Annotated in this window: 11 protein-coding genes and 1 pseudogene; 3 read left to right on the top strand and 9 right to left on the bottom strand. The window is 71.3% G+C overall.

Annotation, left to right across the window (positions count from 1 at the left end; genetic code table 11):
• Window positions 1-102: 102 nt before the first annotated feature.
• From WMF14_RS30280 to WMF14_RS30255, 6 genes are all read right to left on the bottom strand, one after another.
• Window positions 103-6,153: an AAA family ATPase gene (locus WMF14_RS30280; protein ID WP_437791730.1), complete on the bottom strand. Its 6,051-nt coding sequence runs from the start codon at window positions 6,151-6,153 to the stop codon at window positions 103-105.
• A gap of 165 nt (window positions 6,154-6,318) precedes the next feature.
• Window positions 6,319-12,333 carry an AAA family ATPase gene (locus tag WMF14_RS30275; protein ID WP_437791728.1) on the bottom strand — a complete coding sequence of 2,005 codons (6,015 nt, stop codon included), beginning with the start codon at window positions 12,331-12,333 and terminating at the stop codon, window positions 6,319-6,321.
• 235 nt (window positions 12,334-12,568) lie between these two features.
• A complete protein-coding gene (locus tag WMF14_RS30270) occupies window positions 12,569-13,171 on the bottom strand; it encodes a hypothetical protein (protein WP_437791725.1) in 603 nt (200 codons plus the stop codon).
• A gap of 70 nt (window positions 13,172-13,241) precedes the next feature.
• Window positions 13,242-14,309, bottom strand: a complete 1,068-nt coding sequence (locus WMF14_RS30265; RefSeq protein WP_437791724.1) for a hypothetical protein — start codon at window positions 14,307-14,309, stop codon at window positions 13,242-13,244.
• Window positions 14,306-15,892 (bottom strand): FecR domain-containing protein, encoded by a 1,587-nt coding sequence (locus WMF14_RS30260; RefSeq protein ID WP_437791721.1) that lies wholly within the window; start codon window positions 15,890-15,892, stop codon window positions 14,306-14,308. The genes WMF14_RS30265 and WMF14_RS30260 overlap by 4 nt, the downstream gene beginning before the upstream one ends.
• Window positions 15,868-16,515 (bottom strand): RNA polymerase sigma factor, encoded by a 648-nt coding sequence (locus tag WMF14_RS30255; RefSeq protein WP_012238084.1) that lies wholly within the window; start codon window positions 16,513-16,515, stop codon window positions 15,868-15,870. Before WMF14_RS30255 ends, WMF14_RS30260 begins: the two co-directional genes overlap by 25 nt.
• Window positions 16,516-16,669: 154 nt before the next feature.
• Here WMF14_RS30255 and WMF14_RS30250 point away from each other — a divergent pair, with 154 nt between their 5' ends.
• The 3 genes from WMF14_RS30250 to WMF14_RS30240 all read left to right on the top strand — a co-directional run bounded on the left by WMF14_RS30250 (window position 16,670) and on the right by WMF14_RS30240 (window position 20,546).
• Window positions 16,670-18,907 carry a DUF3160 domain-containing protein gene (locus WMF14_RS30250; protein ID WP_437791719.1) on the top strand — a complete coding sequence of 746 codons (2,238 nt, stop codon included), beginning with the start codon at window positions 16,670-16,672 and terminating at the stop codon, window positions 18,905-18,907.
• A 327-nt stretch (window positions 18,908-19,234) separates the two neighbouring features.
• The gene (locus tag WMF14_RS30245) at window positions 19,235-19,858 is read left to right on the top strand and encodes a hypothetical protein (protein ID WP_437791716.1); all 624 of its coding nucleotides are present in this window, start codon (window positions 19,235-19,237) and stop codon (window positions 19,856-19,858) included.
• A 208-nt stretch (window positions 19,859-20,066) separates the two neighbouring features.
• Window positions 20,067-20,546, top strand: a complete 480-nt coding sequence (locus WMF14_RS30240) for a hypothetical protein (protein WP_437791714.1) — start codon at window positions 20,067-20,069, stop codon at window positions 20,544-20,546.
• A 58-nt stretch (window positions 20,547-20,604) separates the two neighbouring features.
• On the opposite strand, the gene WMF14_RS30235 is transcribed toward WMF14_RS30240, so the two are convergent.
• From WMF14_RS30235 to WMF14_RS30225, 3 genes and pseudogenes are all read right to left on the bottom strand, one after another.
• Window positions 20,605-20,838 carry a hypothetical protein gene (locus WMF14_RS30235; RefSeq protein ID WP_437791711.1) on the bottom strand — a complete coding sequence of 78 codons (234 nt, stop codon included), beginning with the start codon at window positions 20,836-20,838 and terminating at the stop codon, window positions 20,605-20,607.
• Between the two features lie 248 nt (window positions 20,839-21,086).
• A pseudogene (locus tag WMF14_RS30230) lies at window positions 21,087-21,514 on the bottom strand (sensor histidine kinase); the annotation flags it as partial.
• 151 nt (window positions 21,515-21,665) lie between these two features.
• Window positions 21,666-21,989 (bottom strand): hypothetical protein, encoded by a 324-nt coding sequence (locus WMF14_RS30225; RefSeq protein ID WP_437791708.1) that lies wholly within the window; start codon window positions 21,987-21,989, stop codon window positions 21,666-21,668.
• Window positions 21,990-22,336 lie beyond the last annotated feature (347 nt).

The raw sequence follows: 22,336 nt of genomic DNA, 5'->3' as shown, positions 1-22,336 counted from the left end.
TCCTAGGACGACTACCCTATCAGAGGAGCAAAGCGCCTGTCAGCGCCGTCGCGTGAGCGCGCACGGCGGGCTCGGGAAGCGCTGTCGTGAGCGCGTGAGCGCCTAGGCCGATGGGAGCAGAGCCCCTTGGCCATGGGTCGCCGTCTCCGCCTCGGCCGGGCGCAAGGGGAGCTCGACGATGAAGGTGGCGCCCGCGCCTGGCGCGCTCTCGACGCGGATGGTGCCGCCGTGGGAGGTGACGATCCACCGGACGATGTAGAGGCCGAGGCCGAGGCCGCCGAAGTTGCGGACGGAGACGGCGCGCTCGAAGCGCTCGAAGATCCTGGCCTGGTCGGCCTCGGCGATGCCGATGCCATGATCGCGGACGACGAGCAGCGCGCGGCCTTCCAGGCGGCGCACGACGACGTGAATGGGGCCTCCCGCGCCGTACTTGAGCGCGTTGGACAGCAGGTTGATGAGGACCTGCTCGACGCGAGAAGCATCCCAGTCGCCCACCACGGGCCCTTCCAGATCGAGCTGGGTGCGGCAGCGGGCGTCGGCGAGCTGCTGGTGCATGCGCTCGACGACCTCGCGCGTCAGGGCGGCCAGGTCGAGGGGCGCTCGCGCGAGGGAGAGGCGGCCGGCGTTCAGGCGGGTGACGTCGAGCAGCTCGTTGACCAGGTGGGCGAGGCGCGCGATCTGTCGGTTGAGGACCTGGAGCGCGGCGTCGATGCGCTCCGGAGCGACCTCGGCGCGCTGGAAGCGGGGCAGGAGCCGGGCGAGGAGGTGGGCCTGCATCTTGAGCGAGGTGAGGGGGGTCTTGAGCTCGTGGGATGCGACGAGGAGGAACTCGTCGCGGCGCTCGATCGCCACCTGGGCCTCGGCGAACAGGCGGCTGTTGTCGAGGGCGAGCGCGGCGCGGCTCGCCAGCTCCTCGGCCAGCCACAGGTCGGCGGGGCGGTAACGGCGCCGTGGCGAGGTCGCCAGCAGGGTCATGACGCCGAAGCACCGGTCGCGGGCGAGGAGCGGAGCCCGGAGCAAGGAGTGAACGCCGAGCCGTTCCAGGAGGGGCGCGGCGCGGACGTCGCCCACCTCGGGGCGGCTCAGCGACGCCGCCGAGAGGGGCTGCAGCGCGTCCATCACTGCCCCTGCGAGGTCGGCAGGCATCCCCGCGGCGATCGTGTGTCCCGGGGAGCTGCGAGCGAGGTCCACGTGGATGACGCACCGGTCGGCGAGCTCGGGCACGGCGAGCTGCGCGACGCTCTCGAGGGTGGCGCCGTAGCCGAGGGCCATGAGCTTGCGGCTCGCCTCGGCGAGGAAACGCTCGGCCAGCTCGGCGCGCCTGCGCTCGGTGATGTCGGTGGAGATGCCGCAGAGCACGCCGGGCATGACGCTCTCTCCGAGCGGGAACTTGACCGACACGAAGGTGTGCGGCCCGTCGTCCAGCAAGATCTCCTCCTCGCACTGCAGCGGCTCGCCCGCGTCGAGCACCTTCCGGTCGTTGTCGTGGAGCAGCTCGGCGGTCGCAGCGTGAAAGACCTCGGCGTCGGTCTTTCCGAGGAGCCCATGGCGCGGCAGCCCGACGGCGCTCTCCGCGTGGCAGTTGGCGAGCAGGTACCGGCCGCCGCGATCCTTGAGGTAGATGGATGCCGCGGAGTTGTCGACGATGGCCTGGAGCGTCTTCTGGTTGGCCTGGAGCTCGCGCTCCGCCCGCCGCCGCTCGGCGTTCTCCTGCTCGATATCGGCATAGAGCACGGCGTTCTCGAGCGAGATGGCCGACTGCGAGGCGAGCAGCTCGAGCACGGTGAGCCGCCCTGGGGTGAACGCCCCGGTGATGAGCCTGTTCTCCAGGTAGAGCACGCCGAGCAGCCGGGCCTGCCGCACGATCGGGAGGCACAGCGCCGATCCCGGCCCCCTCTGCCTGAAATAGTCGTCCTCCGAGAACGGGTGCCGCCCGGCGGCGTCGTCGAGCAGCACGCGCTCGTGGCTGCGGCGAACGTAGTTGAGAATGGATTGCGGCAGAGCGACCGCCGCCGCCTCGCCCGCGTCGAGCAGCCGCGCCGCGCCGCCGGACGTCGAGATCGCCGCCGCGGTCGACAGGCGATCCCCCCGGAGCAGGAGCACGACCCCCTCCCCCGCGCCCGCGTGCTCGACCGCGACGCGCAGAAGCGTCTCCAGCAGGCGCGGGAGCTTGAGCTCGCCCGAGATGCTCTGAGAGGCGGTGACCACCGACAGGACATCGAACTGCTCGGCGCGCACGGCGAAGGTGACGGTGGGGGCGATCGGCTTGCGCGGGGCGAGGTAGGGATAGCGCTGGTCGAGCTGCTCCACCTTGGCGTGGGCGCCCCAGCGAAAGTAGCCGGCGCGGGCCTCTCGCAGGTAGGCGTCGGCGGACGTGAAGAGGCCGCACGCGCGGTAAAACGCCGCGGCGAGCTCGCAGGCGATGGCCTCGTGCTGGACGAAGCCGCCCTCCCGCGCCGAGGAGATGGCTTGCTCGTAGAGCCGCATCGCCTGCGGTTCCTGCCCGCGGAGCCGGGCAATCTCGGCCCGGACCAGGGCGTGCTTGTGGAGGAAGTTCTCGGGGCAGCTCCTGGCCCAGGCGCCGAGCTGCCGCTCGCACTCGAGCAGCTCGTCCGTGGGCTCCCCCGGCGGGGCGGGGCGCGCCTCGCGAGCCTCGCTGGAGAGGGCCGCGAGCGAGAGCGCGAGGTAATAGGAGCTCTCGGCGACGATGGCGTTCGACTCGACCCTGGTGGGGTGCTCGGCGCGCCCGCGGGTCACCGCGGCGAGCGCCGCTCCGGGAGGGCCGATCAGGAAGCGCGCCTGCGCCTTCAAGTTGTAATAGAGGGCGCGGACGAGCGGGGGATTCCCTTCCTCCAGCGACGCCTCGAAGGCCAGCAGGTCCAGCGCCGAGCCGTCCAGCGCCGAGAGGCGCACCGGCCTCCCGCGCAGCGCCTGGATCATGGCGGAGATGCCGACGAGGACGCAGTGCGGTAACGCGTAACCGGCCCTGCGCACGAAGCCGAGGCGCTCTTCGACCGCGCGGAGCACGTCTTCCAGCGGCTCCCCGGAGAGCAGCGGGAACACCTCGGCCCACATGCAGTTGTAGCAGGCGTCGTTCAGGTTGCCGGACTCCACCGCGGCGCTGAAGCCGGCGCGCGTGTACGGATACGTCTCTCTGTAATGGTGGGTCCAGAAGACGATGTGCTGTCCAAACATGGTGAGCACCACCGATTTCGTGGTGAGCAGGCCGCTCCTCTGCGCCAGGTCGTGACCGAGCTTGCCGAACAGATATCCTTCCTTGTATCGCCCGTACCTCGGGCCGATCACCCGCGCGAAGAAGGTGTACGCGTTGGGGGAGCTGTCGGCGTTGCCGTGGCGCAGGCTGAGCTGGACCATCCGCAGGACGACGAGGTAGTGCAGGTTCGCGTCCATGAAGAACGCGGGGAGGGACACACCGTTCAGCACGCCCATCGCGCTCTCGATCTCCGGATTCGTCATGCGGGGCAGGTGGATCAGGTCCGCGATCTCGCGAACGCCCAGATCCCGCCAGACGCGCTCGGTCTCCTCGTCGACCTGCGCGTCGCCGGGGCCGAGCGGGAGCGCGATGTCGCAGGCGCGGAGCCACCCGAGCCCGATCTCCACCGCGCGAGCGTGCCGCCCTCGGGTGACGTTCAGCGCGACGGCGAGCTCGACGGCGGCGGCCGTCTCGGTCCTGGTCCTCGCGCGCTCCATGAGCTCTTCGAGGAGCCGCTCGGCCTCGTCGAAGCTGCCTGTGATGTACGCGACGTGCGCGCGCTCGAAGGTCAGATCGTAGGTCAGCGCGCGCCGGGCCTCCCAGCGGCCCGGCGCGAGCAGGGAGAGGCCCGCGGCGAAGAGCGCGGCGGCGGACTGGAAGGCCGCGGAGGCCTTGGCCTTCCTTCCGGCGCGGAGGTTCAGCGCGGCGAGCTCGTCGCGCTCGGCCTGGGAACGGAGGAGCGCGGCGCCGCGGTTCAGGTGCCCCACGACGTCGAAGAGCGACGCGTCGCGCTCGTCGGCGCGCTGCGCCTTCACGAGCAGCTGGCCGATCCGGAGGTGCACCTCGGCGAGCTGCTCGGGCGGGATCAGCGAATACGCGGCCTGCTGCACCCGGTCATGGAGGAAGCGATAGCCAGAGCTCCGGCGGAGCAGGAGCACCTCCCGCGCGGCCTCCTCGAGCGCGTCGCGGAGCGCTTCCGCCGATCGGCGCGCGACGATCGCGAGGGTGTCGAGGTCCAGGCTGCTGCCGAGGCACGCGGCGAGCTCGAGCGCGTCCCGCGCCGGGATGGAGAGCCGCTTGAGCTTGCCCACCATCAGCTCGACGACGTTGTCGGTGAAGCCCTTGTCGCGGATGGCGGCGATGTCCCAGCGCCATACGCGCTGCTCGGCGTCGAGGGTGAGGAGACCTTCCTGGTGCAGCTCGAAGAGGAACTGGAGCACGAAGAAGGGGTTGCCGCCGGTCTTCTCGTGGACGAGCTGCGAGAGCGGCTCGACCTGCGCTTCGGGCGCGTGGACGGCCTCGGCGACGAGCGCGCCGACGTGGGCGGCGGAGAGCGGCGCGAGGACGAGCTCGGAGACGGCGGCGCCGCGCTTCTGCGCCTCGGCGAGCGTGAGCCGGAGCGGGTGCGCGGGGCCGACCTCGTTGTCGCGGTAGGCGCCGATCAGCAGCAGGTGCTCGGAGCCGGTATAGGTGGCGAGCTGCTCGAGCAGGAGGAGGCTGGCGGGGTCGGCCCATTGCAGGTCGTCGAGGAAGAGGGCGACGGGGTGCTCCTTCCGGGCGCAGGCGGCGACGAAGCGCCGGAGCGCGGCGAGCAGCCGGCTCTGCGCCTCGGCGGGGGGGAGCTCGGGCACGGGCGGCTGCGGGCCGAGGAGGACCGTGAGCTCGGGGAGCACGTCGGCGAGCAGACTGGCGTCCTGGCCGAGGGCCTCGCGGAGGCGCTGTCGCCAGCGCTCGACCTGCTCCTCGCTCGCGCCGAGGATCTCCTGCAAGAGCGCCCGGAACGCCTGAAGGAAAGGGAGATAAGGGACGTCGCGCTTCAGCTGCTCGAACTTGCCGGAGAGGAAGAAGCCGCGCTCGCGCACGACGGGCCTGTGCAGCTCGGCGACGAGCGAGGACTTGCCGATGCCCGAGTAGCCCGACACGAGCGCGAGCTCGGACCGGCCAGCCGCGACCACGCGCTCGAACGCGGCGAGCAGCGCCTCGAGCTCGCGCTCGCGGCCGTAGAGCCGCTGCGGGACGCGGAACCGGTCGGAGAGATCGCGCTCACCGAGCGCGAAGGGCTCGATGGCGCCGGTCGCCCGCAGCTGGGAAGAGCACCGTTCGAGGTCGTGGCGCAGGCCGAGGGCGCTCTGGTAGCGCTCCTCGGCGGCCTTGGAGAGCAGCTTGAGGACGACGGCGGAGAGCTGCGGTGGAATCGAGGGGACGAGCGCGTGCGGCGGCCGCGGCGCCTGGGCGATGTGGCAGTGCACCCACCCGACGGGATCGCTGGCCTGGAACGGCAGGGCGCCAGTCAGCGCCTGGTAAAAGGTGATGCCAAGGGAGTACAGGTCGGTCCGCTCGTCGATCCAGCGGTTCATGCGGCCCGTCTGCTCGGGCGCCATGTACGCGAGCGTGCCCTCGATGAGCCTGTCGCGGGTGAGGTCCTGGGACTCGCGGGGCAGCAGGCAGGCGATGCCGAGATCGGTGATCTTCACCTCGCCGGTGTCGGGGTTGCAGAGCAGGTTCTGGGGTTTGATGTCCTTGTGGATGATGTGATGGCGGTGCAGCTCGGCCAGCGCGTCGGTCAGGCGGAGAGCGAGGGGGAAGAAGCGCTCGATCGCCATCCCGCGCATCCCGCCCATCCCGCGCATCGCTCGCATCGGCCCGTCGCCATCGAGCAGCTGGTCGAGCGAGCGGCCGCCGAAGTCCTCGAGGACCAGCGTCACCTGGTCGCGGAATGGCTCGATCCCATAGGCCTTGATGACGACGGGCGAATCGAGCGCTCTGGCGACCTCGAGCTCGTGCTGGAGCCTGCCGAGGGCGCGGGGGCTCGCGTGGTCGCGCCGCAGGACCTTGAGCACCACCGGTCGGCCGTCCTCCGCGCGCCGCGCCCGGTAGAGGATCGTCTCTGCACCTTGGTGCAGGACCTCCACCACGAGGTAACGCGGACTTTCTGGCATAGGTCGGATCGTCGGCAGCCGGAGCGGCCTCCGAGGCGTCGGCGTCGGGCCTGATGGTGCCAAACGCGCCATGCTTCGCCACGGGAAATGGCGGCGCGTCCTCGCGCCGGCTCGCCCGCAGGACGGCGAGTGGACCGGTCGCTCCGAGGGGGCCCGGGTGAGCGCCTACGTGGGCGAGAGGGAGGTGCCCTGGCCGTCTGTCTCCGCCTCGGCCGGGCGCAAGGGGAGCTCGACGATGAAGGTGGCGCCCGCGCCTGGCGCGCTCTCGACGCGGATGGTGCCGCCGTGGGAGGTGACGATCCACCGGACGATGTAGAGGCCGAGGCCGAGGCCGCCGAAGTTGCGGACGGAGACGGCGCGCTCGAAGCGCTCGAAGATCCTGGCCTGGTCGGCCTCGGCGATGCCGATGCCATGATCGCGGACGACGAGCAGCGCGCGGCCTTCCAGGCCGCGCACGACGACGTGAATGGGGCCTCCCGCGCCGTACTTGAGCGCGTTGGACAGCAGGTTGATGAGGACTTGCTCCATGCGAGAAGCATCCCAGTGCCCGACCACGGGCTCGTCCAGATCGAGGTGGGTGCGGCAGCGGGCGTCGGCGAGCTGCTGGTGCATGCGCTCGACGACCTCGCGCGTCAGGGCGGCCAGGTCGAGGGGCGCGCGCGCGAGGGAGAGGCGGCCGGCGTTCAGGCGGGTGACGTCGAGCAGCTCGTTGACCAGGTGGGCGAGGCGCGCGATCTGTCGGTTGAGGACCTGGATGGCGGCGTCGATGCGCTCCGGAGCGACCTCGGCGCGCTGGAAGCGGGGCAGGAGCCGGGCGAGGAGGTGGGCCTGCATCTTGAGCGAGGTGAGGGGGGTCTTGAGCTCGTGGGATGCGACGAGGAGGAACTCGTCGCGGCGCTCGATCGCCTCCTGGGCCTCGGTGAACAGGCGGCTGTTGTCGAGGGTGAGCGCGGCGCGGCTCGCCAGCTCCTGGGCCAGCCACAGGTCGGCGGGGCCGTAGCGGCGCCGTGGCGAGGTTGCGAGCAGGGTCATGACGCCGAAGCACCGGTCGCGCGCGAGGAGCGGAGCCCGGAGCAGGGAGTGAACGCCGAGCCGTTCCAGGAGGGGCGCGGCGCGGACGTCGCCCACCTCGGGGCGGCTCAGCGACGCCGCCGAGAGCGGCTGCAGCGCGTCCATCACCGCCCCTGCGAGCTCGGCCGGCACCCCCGCGGTGGCCGTGCGCTCCGGAGTGTCCGGATCGAGGCGCACGTCGACCACGCACTGGTCGGCCAGCTCGGGCACGGCGAGCTGCGCGACGCTCTCGAGGGTGGCGCCGTAGCCGAGGGCCATGAGCTTGCGGCTCGCCTCGGCGAGGAAGCGCTCGGCCAGCTCGGCGCGCTTGCGCTCGGTGATGTCGGTGGAGACGCCGCAGATCACGCCGGACATCACGTCCTCGCCGAGCGGGAACTTGACCGACAGGTAGGTGCGCGGCCCGTCCTCCATGAACAGCTCTTCCTCGAACTCGAGCGGCTCGCCCCTGTCGAGCACTTGCCGGTCGTGCGCGTCCAGCGCCTCGGCGCGCGCGGCGGGCAGGAGCTCGGCGCTGGTCTTTCCGATGATCTGATCGAGCGGCCTGCCGAGGGCGCGGCTCACCCCGCGGTTGGCGAGCAGGTGCCGGCCCTCGCGATCCTTGAGGTAGATGGCCGCCGCGGAGTTGTCGATGATGGCCTGGAGCGTCTTCTGGTTGGCCTGGAGCTCCCGCTCCGCCCGGCGCCGCTCGGCGTTCTCCTGCTCGATATCGGCGTAGAGCATGGCGTTCTCGAGCGAGATGGCCGATTGCGAGGCGAGCAGCTCGAGCACGGTGAGCCGCCCCGGGGTGAACGCCCCGGCCACGAGCCGGTTCTCCAGGTAGAGCACGCCGAGCAGCCGCGCCTGGCGCACGATCGGCAGGCACAGCACCGACCTCGGCTTCTTCCGCGTGAAATACTCCTCTTCCAGGAAAGGGTGCCTCCCGGCGGCGTCATCGAGCAGCACGCGCTCGTGGCTGCGGCGAACGTAGTTGAGGATGGATTGCGGCAGCGCGGCCGCCGCCGCCTCGCCCGCGTCGAGCAGCCGCGCCGCGCCCCCGGACGCGGCGATCGCCGCCGCCGTCGACAGGCGATCTCCTCGGGCCAGGAGCACATAGCCTTCCTCTGCGCCCGCGTGCTCGATCACCGTGCGCAGGAGCATCTCGAGCAGGCGCGGGAGCTTGAGCTCGCCGGAGATGCTCTGAGAGGCCTTGACGATGGACAGGACGTCGAACTGCTCGGCGCGGACGGCGAAGGTGACGGTGGGTGCGATCGGCTTTCGCTCGACGAGGAAGGGATAACGCTGGTCGAGCTGCTCGACCTTGGCGTGGGCGCCCCAGCGGAAGTAGGCGGCGCGGGCCTTCTGAAGATGGGCGTCGGCGGCCGTGGCGAGGCCGCGCGCGCGGTAGAACCCCGCGGCGAGCTCGCAGGCGATGGCCTCGTGCTGGACGAAGCCGCCCTCCCGCGCCGCCGACGCGGCCTGCTCGTAGAGCCGGGTCGCCTCCGGTTCCTGCCCGCGGAGCCGGGCGATCTCGGCGCGGACCAGGGCGTGCTTGTGGAGGTAATTGTCGGGGCCGCTCCTGGCCCACTCGCCGAGCTGCCGCTCGCAGTCGAGCAGCTCGTCCGGCAGCTCCCGCTCCGGCGACGGCGGCGCCTCGTGCGGGCTGCGCGCGTCGTGCGCATCGCCGTCGTCGACGAGCGCCGCGAGCGCGAGCGCGTGATAATAGAAGTCCTCCGCCACGAGCGCGTGCGGCTCGGTCCTCCAGGGCCTGTCGACGATCACCCGGCGCGTCGCCTCGCACGCCTCCGCGGGGGAGCCGAGCAAGAACAGCCCCTGGGCCTTCAGGCTGCAATAAAAGCTGAGCACGCCGCCCATGTCCCCGGGAGGCAGCCGCGCCTCGAACGCGCCCGGATCCAGCTCGGATCCATCCATCATCGGGAGCCGGGCCGGCCTGCCTCGCAGCGCCTGGACAAGCGCGTAGGCGCCCAGGAGGATATCGTAGACGAACTCGTATCCGGTCTTGCGCACGAAGCGGAGGTGCTCCTCGACGTCGCGGAGGACGTCCTCCAGCGGCTCGCCGGCGAGCAGCGGGAACAGCGGGGCCCAGATGCAGAGGAAGCACGCCTCGTTCAGGTTGCCGGTCTCGACCGCGGCGTTGAAGCCGGCGCGCGTGTACGGATACGTCTCCCGGTAGTGGCGCTTCCAGAAGATGATCAGATTGCCGAACAAGGAAAAGACCATGGCCTTCATGGCGAGGAGGTTGTCCCTCTCCACCAGGTCATGACCGAGCTTGCCGAACAGATATCCCTCCTGGTACCGCCCGTATTTCGGGCCGATCACCTTCGCGAAGGCCGCATACGCGTGGGGCGAGCTCGCGGCATTCCCGTGCTGCAGGCTGAGCTTCACCATGCGCGCGACGACGAGGTAGTTCAGGTCCGGGTTCACGAAGTAAGCGGGGACAGACACGCTTGCCAGGACGCTCATCGCGATCTTGCACGTCAGGTGCGTCATGGGAGGCAGGCGGATCAGGCCCTCGATCGCCCGGTCGCCGAGGGCCTGCCAGACGCCCTCGGTCTCCTCCGCGAGCCGCGCTTCGGTGAGCGGGATCGACAGGTCGACGTCGCAGGAGCGGAGGAACGAGAGCCCGATCTCGACCGCGCGGGCGGACTGCCCGCGGGTCACGCTCAGGGCGATGGCGAGCTCGACGGCCGCGGCTCGCTCGGCCTCGGTGCTCGCGTGATCCATGAGCTCTCGCAGGAGCCGCTCGGCCTCGTCGAACCCGCCGGTGATGTACGCGGCGTGCGCGCGCTCGAAGGTCAGATCGTAGGTCAGCGCGTGCCGCGCCTCCCAGCAGCCGGGCGCGAGCAGGGAGAGGCCCGCGGCGAAGAGCGCGGCGGCGGACTGGAAGGCTGCGGCGGCCTTGGCCTTCCTGCCGGCGCGGAGGTTCAGCGCGGCGAGCTCGTCGCGCTCGGCCTGGCAACGGATGAGCGCGGCGCCGCGGTTCAGGTGCCCCACGATGTCGAAGAGCGCCTCCTCGCGCTGACCCTTCAGGAGCAGCCGGCCGATGCAGAGGTGCACCTCCGCGAGCTGTCCGGCGGGGATCAGGGCATGGGCGGCCTGCTGCACCCGATCGTGGAGGAACCGGTAGGCGGCGCCCCGGCGGAGCAGAAGCCCCTCGCGCACGGCCTCGGCGAGCGCCTCGCCGAGCTCGGCTGCAGGGCGGCTCGCGACCAGGGCGAGGGTGTCGAGGTCCAGGCTGCTGCCGAGGCACGCGGCGAGCTTGAGCGCGTCCTGCGTCGGGACGGGGAGCCGCTTCAGCTTGCCCACCATCAGATCGACGACGTTGTCGGTGAAGCCCTTGTCGCGGATCGCGGCGATGTCCCAGCGAAAGGCGCCGGCCTCCGCGTCGAAGGCGATGAGGCCTTCCTGGTGCAGCTCGAAGAGGAACTGGATCGCGAAGAAGGGATTGCCGCCTGTCTTCTCGTGGACGAGCCGCGCGAGCGGCTCGGCGCGCTGGGCCGCGGCGTGGACCGCCCCCGCGACGAGCGCCCCGACGTCGGAGGCGGAGAGCGGCGCGAGGACGAGGTCGCTGAAGGTCGCGCCGCGCTTCCGCGCGTCGGCCAGCATGAGCGGCAGCGGGTGCGCCGGGCCGACCTCGTTGTCCCGGTAAGCGCCGATGAGCAGGAGGTGCCCGGTCTCGGTGTAGGTGATGAGCTGCTCGAGCAGCTGGAGGCTCCCGGCGTCGGCCCACTGGAGATCGTCGAGGAAGAGCACCACGGGGTGCTCCTTCTGGACGCACGCCGCCACGAAGCGCTGGAGCGCCGCATGGAACCGGTGCCGGGCCTCGACGGCCGGGAGCTCCGGCACGGGCGGCTGCGGGCCGAGGAGCAGCGCGAGCTCGGGGAGCACGCCGGCGAGCAGCGCGCCGGTCGAGCCGACGGCCTCCCGGAGGCGCTGCCGCCAGCGCTCGAGCTCCTCCTCGCTCACGCACAGGATCTCCCGCAAGAGCGCCCGGAACGCCTGGAGGAAGGCGTGGTAAGGGACGTCGCGCCTCAGCTGCTCGAACTTGCCGGCTAGGAAGAAGCCCCGCTCGCGCACCACCGGCCCGCGCAGCTCGGCGACGAGCGACGACTTGCCGACACCCGAGTAGCCCGACACGAGCACGAGCTCGGGGCGGCCGCTCGCGACCGTCCGGTCGAACGCGGCGAGCAGGTCCCTCAGCTCGCGCTCGCGGCCGTAGAGCCGCTGCGGGATCTGGAACCGGTGGGAGAGATCGCGCTCACCGAGCGGGAAGGGCGGAATCGCCCCGCTCGCTCGCCACCTGGCAAAGCACTCGTCGAGGTCGTGCTGCAGGCCGAGCGCGCTCTGGTAGCGATCCTCGGCGGACTTGGAGAGCAGCTTGAGGACGACCGCCGACAGCTGCGGGGGAATCGAGGGGACGAGCGCGTGGGGTGGGGATGGGCGCAGGGCGACGTGGCAATACACCCATCCCACGGGATCGTTCGCCTGGAAGGGCAAGGCGCCGGTCAGCAGCTCGTAGAAGGTGACGCCGAGGGAGTACAGGTCGGTCCGCTCATCGGTGGGGCGGTTCATCCGGCCCGTCTGCTCGGGCGCCATGTACGCCAGCGTCCCCGCGATGAGCCCGTCGTGGGAGAGGTCGTGGCATTCGCGGGGCGAGAGGCAGGCGATCCCGAGGTCGGTGATCTTCACCTCCCCGGTGTCGGGGTTGTAGAGCAGGTTCTGGGGCTTGATGTCCCTGTGGATGACGTGGTGTCGATGCAGCTCGGCGACCGCGCCCGAGAGGCGGAGAGCGAGGGGGAAGAAGCGCTCGAGCGGCGTCGGCCCCTGGATGAGCCGGTCGAGCGAGCAGCCGCCGAAATCCTCGAGGACCAGCGTCATCTGGTCCCGGAACGCCTCGATCCCGTGGGCCTTGACGATGGCCGTCGAGTCGAGCGCCCTGGCGACCTCGTGCTCGTGGCGCAGCCGGCCGAGGGCGCGGGGGCTCGCGTGGTCGCGCCGCAGGACCTTGAGCACCACCGGCCGGCCGTCCTCCTCGCGCCGGGCTCGGTAGAGGATCGTCTCGGGCCCGTCGTGCAGGACCTCGATCACGAGGTAGCGTGGACTATCGGCCATAGGGGGATCTTCGAAGGCCAATGCGGGCGGCGGCCTCCGAGGCGTCGAGCATCGGCGCATGTTGCCAAACGCGCCGCGCTCCGCCATGGGAAATGGCAGAGCGCCCTCGCGCCGGCTCGCCTGCGACGACGAGGGAAGAGAGGGAATTCGCCGAGGATCCTCCGACGCCTACCGCACGGGCGCGCTGTGCTGCTCCTCCCGGAGCCTGACGGCGAGCCGCCGTGCGACCGTGGAGCTATGAGCCGCAGCGCTGGACCGTGTGATCTCCGTCGATCGGAAAGCTCGTGTTGCCCGTGCCGCGCACCTTCACGAAGAGCGAGGTCTCGTCGCTCTCGACGATCTCGAGCGTGCCCCAGTATCCGCTGCCCACCCCACCCCCGCCGCCGCCGGCGCACCCGGCCATCGCCATGAACTGATGGAAGCCGATCCGTCGATTGGAAAGATCGATCAGCCCGGGCGTGTTGAGCTCGGGCGGGATCATCAAGATGTGTTGCCAGACAGGCTCGATTTTGCACGTGCCGTCGGACTCTATCTCGATCGGGATCACGGGCTGGGTACACTGCTGGACAGCGCTGCTGAAGAACAGGACGAGCGCGTCGGGATCATCCCAGGGGTGCGGGTCGAATGTGGGATAGAAGTGGAGCGACTCGAAGTCCACGTCGCTGCCTCGCAGCGCGATCACGTGGGGGGTCGAGGGGCCGTTGTCCGCCTCCTCCGGCCCCTCGTCGACGGGCACGACGGACTCCGGGGAGCTCTCCAGAGACCCACTTTGAATCGGATCGAAGACGACCTCGTGACATCCGCTGTTCATCACCGCCATCGCTCCGAGGACCATCATCCATCGTTTCATTCGAACGACCTCCAGGCCAGGCTCCAGAGGTGAAGTCCCTCCGGCGCGAGACGGCGGCTCATAAAAACAGATCGAGCTCGATGCCGGCCGAAGAGAGGATGAACGGCTTGCCCCAGGTCGCCGTCTCTCGCTCGACGAACCGGACGGAGACTCCCTGGACGAGCACGCTGGCGAGGGCGTCGGCGCGCAGCCGGAAACGCGGGGTCAGGGCGAAGGAGAGGCCGACGCCCGCGAAGGGGCTGGCGGCCACCGCGGCGGATGCGCTCGAGCGGAAGCCTTGGCTGGAAACCCCCGAGCTCCAGAGCAACACGGCCGAGAAGCCGAAGTCTGCCGAGGCCGTCCACGGGGTGTCGCGCGGGGCCAGCTGGAAGCGCGCGCCCCCACCGGCGAGCAGGACGGAGAGATCGGCGGTGCCTTGCGATCGCTCGATCCGGTGAGGGCTGAGCGGAATCGCGGCGAACGCGATCGCGCCGACGTGCTCGCTCGGCATCCAGGAGAGGCCGACATCGACGCTGACCTCCGCGCCGAAGCCGCCTGGGCTCAGCAGCACGCCGGGAGCGAGCGAGAGCCGGAGCGCCGGCGACGGCCTCTGGGCCGGCGCGGGCGGCGTGTCCGGCGCGCGCACCCGCAGCTTCTCGCGGATCTCGGGCGTCGCGGGCACCTCTCCGGGCGGGGGCGCGGGCAGGCCGACCTCGAGGAGGCTGGCGCGCAGGAGCTCGACGGCGCGGAGCGCGAGCGCCGCGTCGCGGTCGAGCGTGCCGCCGTCGTCCGCCATCTCGCGGAGGACGGTCTTGCCGGTCACCCGATCGGCGATCCAGATCTCGACGCCGCGCTCGGAGGGGACGGCGCGGATCGCGGCGATGGCGCCCACCTCGCGCGCCGAGGCCTCGAGGGACGCGCGCGACGCCGGCTCGGCCGCGGGGTCGAGGCGCTCCGCCCGGAAGCCCAGCGACTCGATCTCGGCCACGATCCGCAGGCCGAAGCGATCGCCTGGGGCGCAGAGGACAGCGATGGTCGAGGAGGCTTCGGTCCGGGTCTCGTCGGCGCGCGCGCCCTCCGCGAGCGAGGCCCCGGCGGCGAGCGCGGCCCCGGCGAGGAGGAGGAGCGTCGCGGAGCGGCGTCTCACGGCGCCGGAGGCTCGGCGGCAGGGCCCGGCTCGCCGGGCGAGCCTCCGGGGGTGACTGGCCTGGCAGGCGAGCCTCCGGGGGTGACCGCCTTCGCGCCGCGCGCGAGCACGTGCTTCGCGTACCCCGCGTGCGAGCCGCTCGGATGAGCGGCGAGGTACTGCTCGGCCGCCCTCCGGGCGCCCGCCTCGTCGCCCCGCCTGTCCTCCGCCTCGACGAGGCGCCCCGCGGCGTCGGCGGCGAACGGGCCCGCCGGCTGCTCGCTCAGGTACCGGGCGAACCAGCCTGCGGCGGCCGCGTGGTCCTTGCTCTGGTCCTGGGCGATCCTCCCCAGCATGAACGCGGCCGACGCCGCCTCGGGCGAGCCAGGGAACCGGGCGCGGAGGGAGGCGAAGGCCTGGGCGGCGCGCGCCGGGCTCCCGCCGAGCCGGGCGGCGTCGCCGAGCGCGCGCAGATCGCTCGCGCTCGCTGCATCGCAGAGCGCGTCGAAGCCGTCGCCCTCCGCGGCGGCCAGGGCGTCCCTGTACCTGGCCTCGAGGGCCAGGGCGCGCCACGACGACGCCTCTCGGCGCGCGGGCAGGGGAGCGACCGAGCCCCCGCCGCCCGCTCGCCCTTCCAGCGCGGCCGTCCCGGCGCCCGGGGCGCGGGCGGTCGCGAAAGGCCCACTCATCGAGGGCGCCGCGCTCGGAGCGGCCGCGCCCGAGGGCGCCGCGCCTGGAGCGGCTTCGCTCGGGGCAGGCGCGCCTGGAGCGGCCGCGCTCGGGGCAGGCGCGCCCTGGGGGGCCGCCGTCGAGGTGAGGCCCGAGGCGGCGTCGATCGAGCCCACCGCGAGGGTGTTCGTCGCGGCCGAGATGGTGAGCCGCTCGCCGGCGCGCACGGCGCGCGCATCACCCACCACCGGCCCGGAGACCGTGATCGCCCCCTCGCGCAGCGCGACCACGAGCTGCTCGGTCTCCGGGTTCCAGCGGGTCTCGAAGCGCGTCCCGATCACGTGGACCTGGAACGGCCCGACCCGCACCGTCCAGCGCGCGCCCTCGCGGTGGATGACCGAGAGATCGAGCGCGCCTCGCTCGAGGGAGAGCTCCGCGCCGTCCGCGTCCACCGAGGCGACGCGGGCGCGCCCCCCGGGCGCGAGGCGGAGCAGCGAGCCGTCGGAGAACCGGATCGGCAGCTCCGCCGTGGTCGGCGCGGCGATCCACGCGCCGACGACCCCTGGCTCGGCCGTCCCGAGCTCGAAGCGCATGGGAGCGCGGGGGCGCGCCACGAACGCCACGGCGAGCGCGGCGACGACCAGCGCCGCCGCTGCCAGCGAGGCGGCGCGCCGCGCCGCGAACGACCTTCCAGGCGCCGGCAGTCCGGGGCCGCTCGCCGCGCCATCGCCGCGGAGCCTCGCCAGCCGCGGCGCTCCGGGGGACCCGTGGCGGAGCCCCGATCCACGATCGGCTCGCTCCGTATCGGGCAGCCGCGCCGCCGCGAGCAGCCGCGCTCGCCCGCGCTCGCGATCGAGCCGCGCCGCCGGCGCCCGGTCCTGCAGCTCGGCCACGTGCCGCCCCAGGGCGGTCAGCGGGCGCTCGGATTGCCCCACCGGGTACCTCCATCGAGCCACGCCTCGAGCGCGGGTTGCTTGCGGGCTTCGGCCTCGAAGCGGGCGCTGGCGCGGGCGAGCCGCCGCTTGATCGTCGCGAGCGAGGTCTCGCACGCCGCGGCGACCTCGGTGAGCTCCATCCCGTCGATGAACCGGAGCGCGAAGGCGATGCGCTCGTCCACCGGGAGCGCGTCGAGGACCGCGTAGGTCGCGCGCAAGGCGTCCAGCACGTCGCCCGACGCCGCGCCGGACTCGACCTCGGGCAGCTCCTCGCTCGGCAGGAACCAGAGCCAGCTGCGCCGCTTCCTGCGGGTGATCGACGATCGCGCCACGTGCACGGCGATCATCGTGAGCCAGCCCTTGAGCGCGCTCGGGTCCTCCAGGCCCGGCAGCGAGCCGAGCGCGCGGACGAAGACGTCGTGGTGCAGGTCGGCCAGGTCGTGGCTGAAGCCCAGCAGCCGGTAGAGCACCCGGTGGACGTGATCCGCGAACCGGTCGTAGAGCGCGGCGCGCGCCCCCGGGTCGCCCCGCCGGAACGCGTGCACGAGGGTCGCGTCGTCGCCCGCGAAGGCCCGCTTCGGGGCGGGCGGCGGTGGTCGGACGAGCTTCAAGGGACGGGTCAAACAGGGCTCCTCTGCTGAAGTCCCGCGAGGGGAGGCTCACGGCTCAGGGGGTCGCGCGATCGTCCCCGAGGCCGGAGAAGAGCCCACGGCACCACCTTTGCTTGCGAAGCCGTCGCGCCCCGGGCCGAGGGGCACGCTTCGAAAGGGGAGCACGATGCGCAACCTGCTTCTTCGCCTTCACGTCGTCCCGATCCTCGTCGCCCTCGCCGCCGGCTGTTCGGGGGAGGGGAGCCAGCCCGCGCCCGGCGCCGGCGGCACCCAGCTGCCGGCCACGGAGCTCGGGCCCGAGCAGCAGGCGGAGCTCACCGCGCTGCTCGCCGAACAGGAGGCCTCGGCGAGCATGACCGCCGAGGACTTCGCCTCGCGGTACCCCGTCCCCTTCGCGTCGGGCCTGTCCTATGCGCCGGCGGAGGCCGCGGGCCTCTCGCTCCTCCAGGGCACCGCGCTCGCCCTCGACGAGGGCGAGCTCGCGAAGCTCTCCGAGAACGGCTTCGTCATCTCGAGCAAGAAGTCCTTCCCGACCTTCGTCTACGGCTACAGCAGCATCTACGCGCTCGACCTGCCGCTCTACGTGTCCGCGGACTCGATCCTGTTCGCGGTCCACCGCTCGTACGACGAGATCCTGAAGGCGGTGGAGCGCGCCTCGCTCGCGCCCGAGCTCGGGACGATGCTGAAGCAGATGCGCGCGCGGCTCGCCGAGGGCGCCGGAGCAGAGCTCGGCGCCGAGGCGCGCGCAGACGCGGATCTCTTCACGGCCGTCGCGCTCGCGCTGCTCGAGGGCGCGCCCGTCGCCCCCGTCGCGGGCGCCAGCGCCGCGGCGATCGACGAGCTCGTCGCGGGCGCCGAGGCCCACGACGGCATGGGAAAGGTCCGCCTCTTCGGCTCCGAGCGGCTCATGGACTTCTCGCAGTTCGAGCCCCGCGGCCACTACATCGACGAGCTGCACCCCGAGCTCGCGCGCTACTTCCGCGGCATGATGTGGCTCGGCCGCGTGGATTTCCGCTTCCTCGAGACCCAGGAGGACGGCACCCAGCGCTTCCAGCGGCGGCACCTCGAGGGAGCGTACATGCTGCGCGCCCTGGCCGACGCGGAGACGCTCGCGCGCTACAAGCGCATCGACGACGCCGTCCAGGCCTTCGTCGGCGAGAGCGACTACATGACCCTGCCGGAGCTCGACGACCTGCTCGCCGACCTCGGCCTCAGCGACGCCTCCGGCCTCGCCGGCGTCCCGGACGCGCGGATCGCCGACGTGATCGTGAAGGGGGGCTACGGCACCCAGCGGATCTCGAGCCACATCATGATCAACGGGCTCGGCGAGGGCACATTGCCCCTCTCGTCGAGCTTCGCGCTGCTCGGCCAGCGGTACGTCGTCGACTCCCACGTCTTCTCGAACGTGGTCTTCGACCGGGTGCAGGGCGGCGCCGTCAAGCGCATGATGCCGAACCCGCTCGACGTGGGCTTCGCCGCGCTCGGCAACGATCAGGCGGGCCAGCTGCTCGCCCCCGAGCTCGGGCAGTTCGGCTACGCGCCGGACCTGCACATGATGCGCGTGCTCGTCGACGCGCACCCCGAGGACTTCTGGGGCAAGAACCTCTACAACCGCTGGCTCGGCGCGCTGCGGGAGCTGTCGCCGGCGCGCGCGATCGGCGACGGTGAGGGGCTGCCCGGCGTGACGAAGACCGAGGCGTGGGGCCGGCGGCTGCTGAGCACCCAGCTCGCCTCCTGGGCCGAGCTCCGCCACGACACCCTGCTCTACGCCAAGCAGTCGTACACGGGCGGGGACACGTGCGAGTTCCCGGACGCGTACGTCGACCCGTACCCGTCTTTCTTCACGCGCATCGCCGAGCTGGCCGAGCACGGCGTCGAGATCGTCGGCGCGCTCGATCTGTCGAGCGCGCCGCAGCTCGGGGAGAGGGTGTCGGCGTACTTCTCGCAGCTCCACGACGTCGCGCGGACGCTCGGCGAGATGGCCGCGAACGAGCGCGCCGGCCTGCCCCTCACCCAGGAGCACCTCGATTTCATCAACAAGGCCGTGAAGGTCCAGCCGCAAGGGTGCGGTGCGCCCTATGTCGAGGGGTGGTACATGCAGCTCTTCTTCGACCAGATGAAGAGCCTGGAGCAGGATCCGACGATCGCCGACGTGCACACCCAGCCGACCGAGAACGGCGTGCCGGTCGGCCGCGTGCTGCACGTGGGCACCGGCCTGCCGCGGCTCATGGTCGTGACGGCCGATCCCTGCGGCGGCGCGCCTCGCGCGTTCGTGGGGCTCGCCTCGTCGTACTTCGAGGCCGTCACCGAGGACTTCGAGCGCATGGACGACCAGCAGTGGGCCCGCACGGTCCTGAGAACGACCCCCGACGTGCCCTGGATGACGGACCTCGTCTCCCGCTGATTCCGTCGACGCAGCGCTCGGCGCTGGCGATGGCGGCCCCCTGAATTCGTGCCGAGTCGTGCCGGCTTGTGCCGATCAGGGACCTCTGCGCGCCAGCGGGATCATGGTGCTCGATCGATCCCGCCAGCCTCCCCCGTCAGCCTCCTGAACGTACCGCCTTCATGCGCTTGTCGCCATTTCGATCTCGCGCCGGAGGCAAAGCTCGCGGAGGATCCCGCCGATCTCCGCTTCGTTTACTCCATTTACTTGGGGTCCGGCAGGCCTCCCGGGATCGTCGGCTCCCCGGCGGATCGGGGCCATGAAAACACATAGAGAGGTTCGGCTCGTATGCAAGCGCAGAGCATGTTGGTGCAGGCAGGGACGGCGGTCTTCGCGATACTGGCGGCGTCGGGCTGCATCGTCGCCGAGCGGATAGAGCAACCAGGAGAAGAGGAGGTCGACTCGGTGAGCGAAGCGCAGCTCGACCCTGGCATGTTGACCCCATGGCGGCTGTACACGGCGACCTTCTCGAACGGCCAGCCGTTCTTTCGGGTCCTTGCCATCGGCGGGAGCAACGTGGGCAGCTACCAGGCGAACACCGAGTACGTCTATGTGACAACGGCGAGCCTGCAGTACCTCGGCAAGAAGGGCGTGAGCTTCAGCCACACGGACGGCACCGGCGCGCCGCCGGCGCAGAGCGGAACGCAGCAATTTCAGCTGCCGGTGAGCTCCTCCTGGACAGGGTTCTCGAGCGACCAGGTGAGCGGTGGATACCGCTATGACAGCGGCACCGTGCACCTGCGGCTCGACACGGGCGGCGGAGAGATCACGCGGCTGACCTGGTACCAGACCATCGGGCAAGGACAGAACCCGGCCAACATCACGCCGAACGGGGCGTTCGCCATTGGCTCCGGGGCCGTGACGGTCCCGGTGGGAAGCGCCGGATACTACGTCGACGACACGATCCCGTGATCCCGGCGATCCATGGCGGGTCGAGGCGCTCGGCGGCGAGGGGCCGATCCGCGATCGGCCCGCAGAGAGGGAGCGCCAGCGCATGACGTTCATCCCACCGCTCGCTCTCGCAGCGGCCGTCCACCCAGCCCGCGCCGGTGGCGCGCCAGGCGCTTCTCCGTGACCGCGGCGACACGCATGGGGTCAGCGCGAGAGGCTCCCGGCAGGGATGAAGCTCGAGCCGGAGGGCGTCGAGAGGCTCCCGGGACAGATGAAACTCAAGCCGGAGGGCGTCGAGAGGCTCCCGGCAGGGATGAAGCTCGAGCCGGAGGGCGTCGAGAGGCTCCCGGGACAGATGAAACTCAAGCCGGAGGGCGTCGAGAGGCTCCCGGCAGGGATGAAGCTCGAGCCGGAGGGCGTCGAGAGGCTCCCGGGACAGATGAAACTCAAGCCGGAGGGCGTCGAGAGGCTCCCGGCAGGGATGAAGCTCGAGCCGGAGGGCGTCGAGAGGCTCCCGGGACAGATGAAACTCAAGCCGGAGGGCGTCGAGAGGCTCCCGGGACAGATGAAACTCAAGCCGGAGGGCGTCGAGAGGGTCCTCCAGGCTCCACACGTGCCCGGTGAGCCCAGCCTCCATCGCGGGCGTCACGCGTGGTGTGCGCACCGCACCGGTGCCGAGCGCGAGGGCGAAGCGGGGGTGGCGCGATGACGCGGCGCCGCCGCAGGGATGCTCGCGGCCACCTCGATCCCGTGCGCCCTGGCGCGGCCTACTCTCTCCCCGTCGTGCCGTCTCTCTTTTTCTCCAGCAGCATGGCCGTGCCGCGCACGATCATCATCAGGAAGAGCACCGGAGGGAAAGGCATGCAGAGCCCTATTCCGATGAAGATCATGAGGTGCGCCTTGAGCAGCGCGCCTGCGAGCACGAGCAGCAGACCGAGCGCCGCGAGCCGGAGGAAGAGCCTGAGCCACCATCCCGCAGAAAATAGACTATCTCCCGGCATACGGACTCCTTGCGTTCAGGGGAGACCTATCCAACATACTCGTCCTGCTGACCCTGCCCGGATTGCCACCTGACCCGGGTTGATCCATCGATGTTTGACCCATCTCCATCGGGATCGTCCACCGGTAAGCACGCTTTCGTCCGATTCAGCAGGGCCTGCGCTCGAAGATGGGACCTCGTATCGGAGACGAGCGCTTCGCCGGTCGTCGTCCCGTGCCCGTGCCTGGGAAGAACCTGGGTTACGCGGAGCTACGCCCGCGGGGGAGGCGCCCCGTGGCCGTCCGCCGCCGTCTCCGACCCCGCCTCCACCGGGTGGAAAGGAAGCTCGATGATGAACGCAGCGCCCGCGCCCGGCTTGCTCTCGACGCGGATGGTGCCGCCGTGGGAGGTGACGATCCACCGAACGATGTAGAGGCCGAGTCCGAGACCGCCGAAGTTGCGGACGGAGACGGCGCGCTCGAAGCGCTCGAAGATCCTGGCCTGATCGGCTTCCGCGATGCCCATGCCGTGATCGCGGACGATGAGCAGCGCGCGGCCTTCCAGGCCGCGCACGACGACGTGAATGGGGCCCCCGCGCCGTACTTGAGCGCGCTGGACAGGAGGTTGATGAGGACCTGCTCCATGCGCGTCGCATCCCAGCTGCCCACCACGGGCTCTTCGAGATCGAGCTCCGACCGGTGCGCGCGGCCGGCGACGGCAAGATCTTGCCGCCGCCGGCAATGGTTTGCCGGGGCGCCTCGGCGAGATCTTGCCAGCGCGGGCCGTCGCGGGGCCGATGCGCATCACCGACCAGGGCGTGCGGTCACCGCGCCCGCTGAAGCGACGCGGCTAATACGTCAGCGTGACGGGCTGCTCGAAGCACGGGTTCACTCCGGTCGTGCCGTTCGCCCAATCGTACTCCCAGAACCCCAATGGGTCGTGGATGTGAATGTGAACCTCGACGTCCATGTCCCCGGTGATCGTGGCGGTGATGTGCATGACGGGATCCGAGGGCGACGTGTGACCGCCCGCCGACACCTTCACGACAGTTTTTTTCGTGCCGAAGCTCGTGTTTTCCAGCGCGGTCTGCACGATCCACTCGACCTCCCTTTTCTTCAGGCCGGCCGTGTTCTTGTTGCCCTCATTCCAGCCATCAAGGATCTCTATTCTCATGGCGCACCTCCGTCTTCGGCGACCGCATACCCTTGCAACGCGGGCAGCTCCGGCGAGGTAACGCCCGCGCCGTCGGTCGCCTGATGACTCGTGAAGATGGCAAGAGCAATGCCAGTATCCAGGCAGCGCGCCAACGCGCCCTCTCCCCGCACGGCACGCCGGGGACGCGCAAGACGACGCCGGTGGCCGGACAGCCGGCCACCAAGGGCTGGCCAGCGCAGGCGCCGCACGCAGCGCTCGACCACGTTGAGGCGATGCGCGCAAGATCGCGGCGGCGCCTCGTCCGTGGTCGGCATGTACTGGAAATGGGGGCTTGTACTGGGTTGAGCTCGAGGACGATAAGATCC

The organism is Sorangium sp. So ce693, from assembly GCF_051521375.1.
Lineage (GTDB): Bacteria > Myxococcota_A > Polyangia > Polyangiales > Polyangiaceae > Sorangium > Sorangium atrum.
The sequence above is the reverse complement of the archived record's forward strand: the minus strand, read 5'-3'. Positions and strand labels throughout refer to the sequence as shown.

Coding starts and splice junctions, on each gene's coding strand:
- WMF14_RS30280 (WP_437791730.1), bottom strand. CDS start 6,153: ATGCCAGAAAGTCCGCGTTACCTCGTGGTGGAGGTCCTGCACCAAGGT.
- WMF14_RS30275 (WP_437791728.1), bottom strand. CDS start 12,333: ATGGCCGATAGTCCACGCTACCTCGTGATCGAGGTCCTGCACGACGGG.
- WMF14_RS30270 (WP_437791725.1), bottom strand. CDS start 13,171: ATGATGGTCCTCGGAGCGATGGCGGTGATGAACAGCGGATGTCACGAG.
- WMF14_RS30250 (WP_437791719.1), top strand. CDS start 16,670: ATGCGCAACCTGCTTCTTCGCCTTCACGTCGTCCCGATCCTCGTCGCC.
- WMF14_RS30245 (WP_437791716.1), top strand. CDS start 19,235: ATGCAAGCGCAGAGCATGTTGGTGCAGGCAGGGACGGCGGTCTTCGCG.
- WMF14_RS30240 (WP_437791714.1), top strand. CDS start 20,067: ATGAAGCTCGAGCCGGAGGGCGTCGAGAGGCTCCCGGGACAGATGAAA.
- WMF14_RS30235 (WP_437791711.1), bottom strand. CDS start 20,838: ATGCCGGGAGATAGTCTATTTTCTGCGGGATGGTGGCTCAGGCTCTTC.
- WMF14_RS30225 (WP_437791708.1), bottom strand. CDS start 21,989: ATGAGAATAGAGATCCTTGATGGCTGGAATGAGGGCAACAAGAACACG.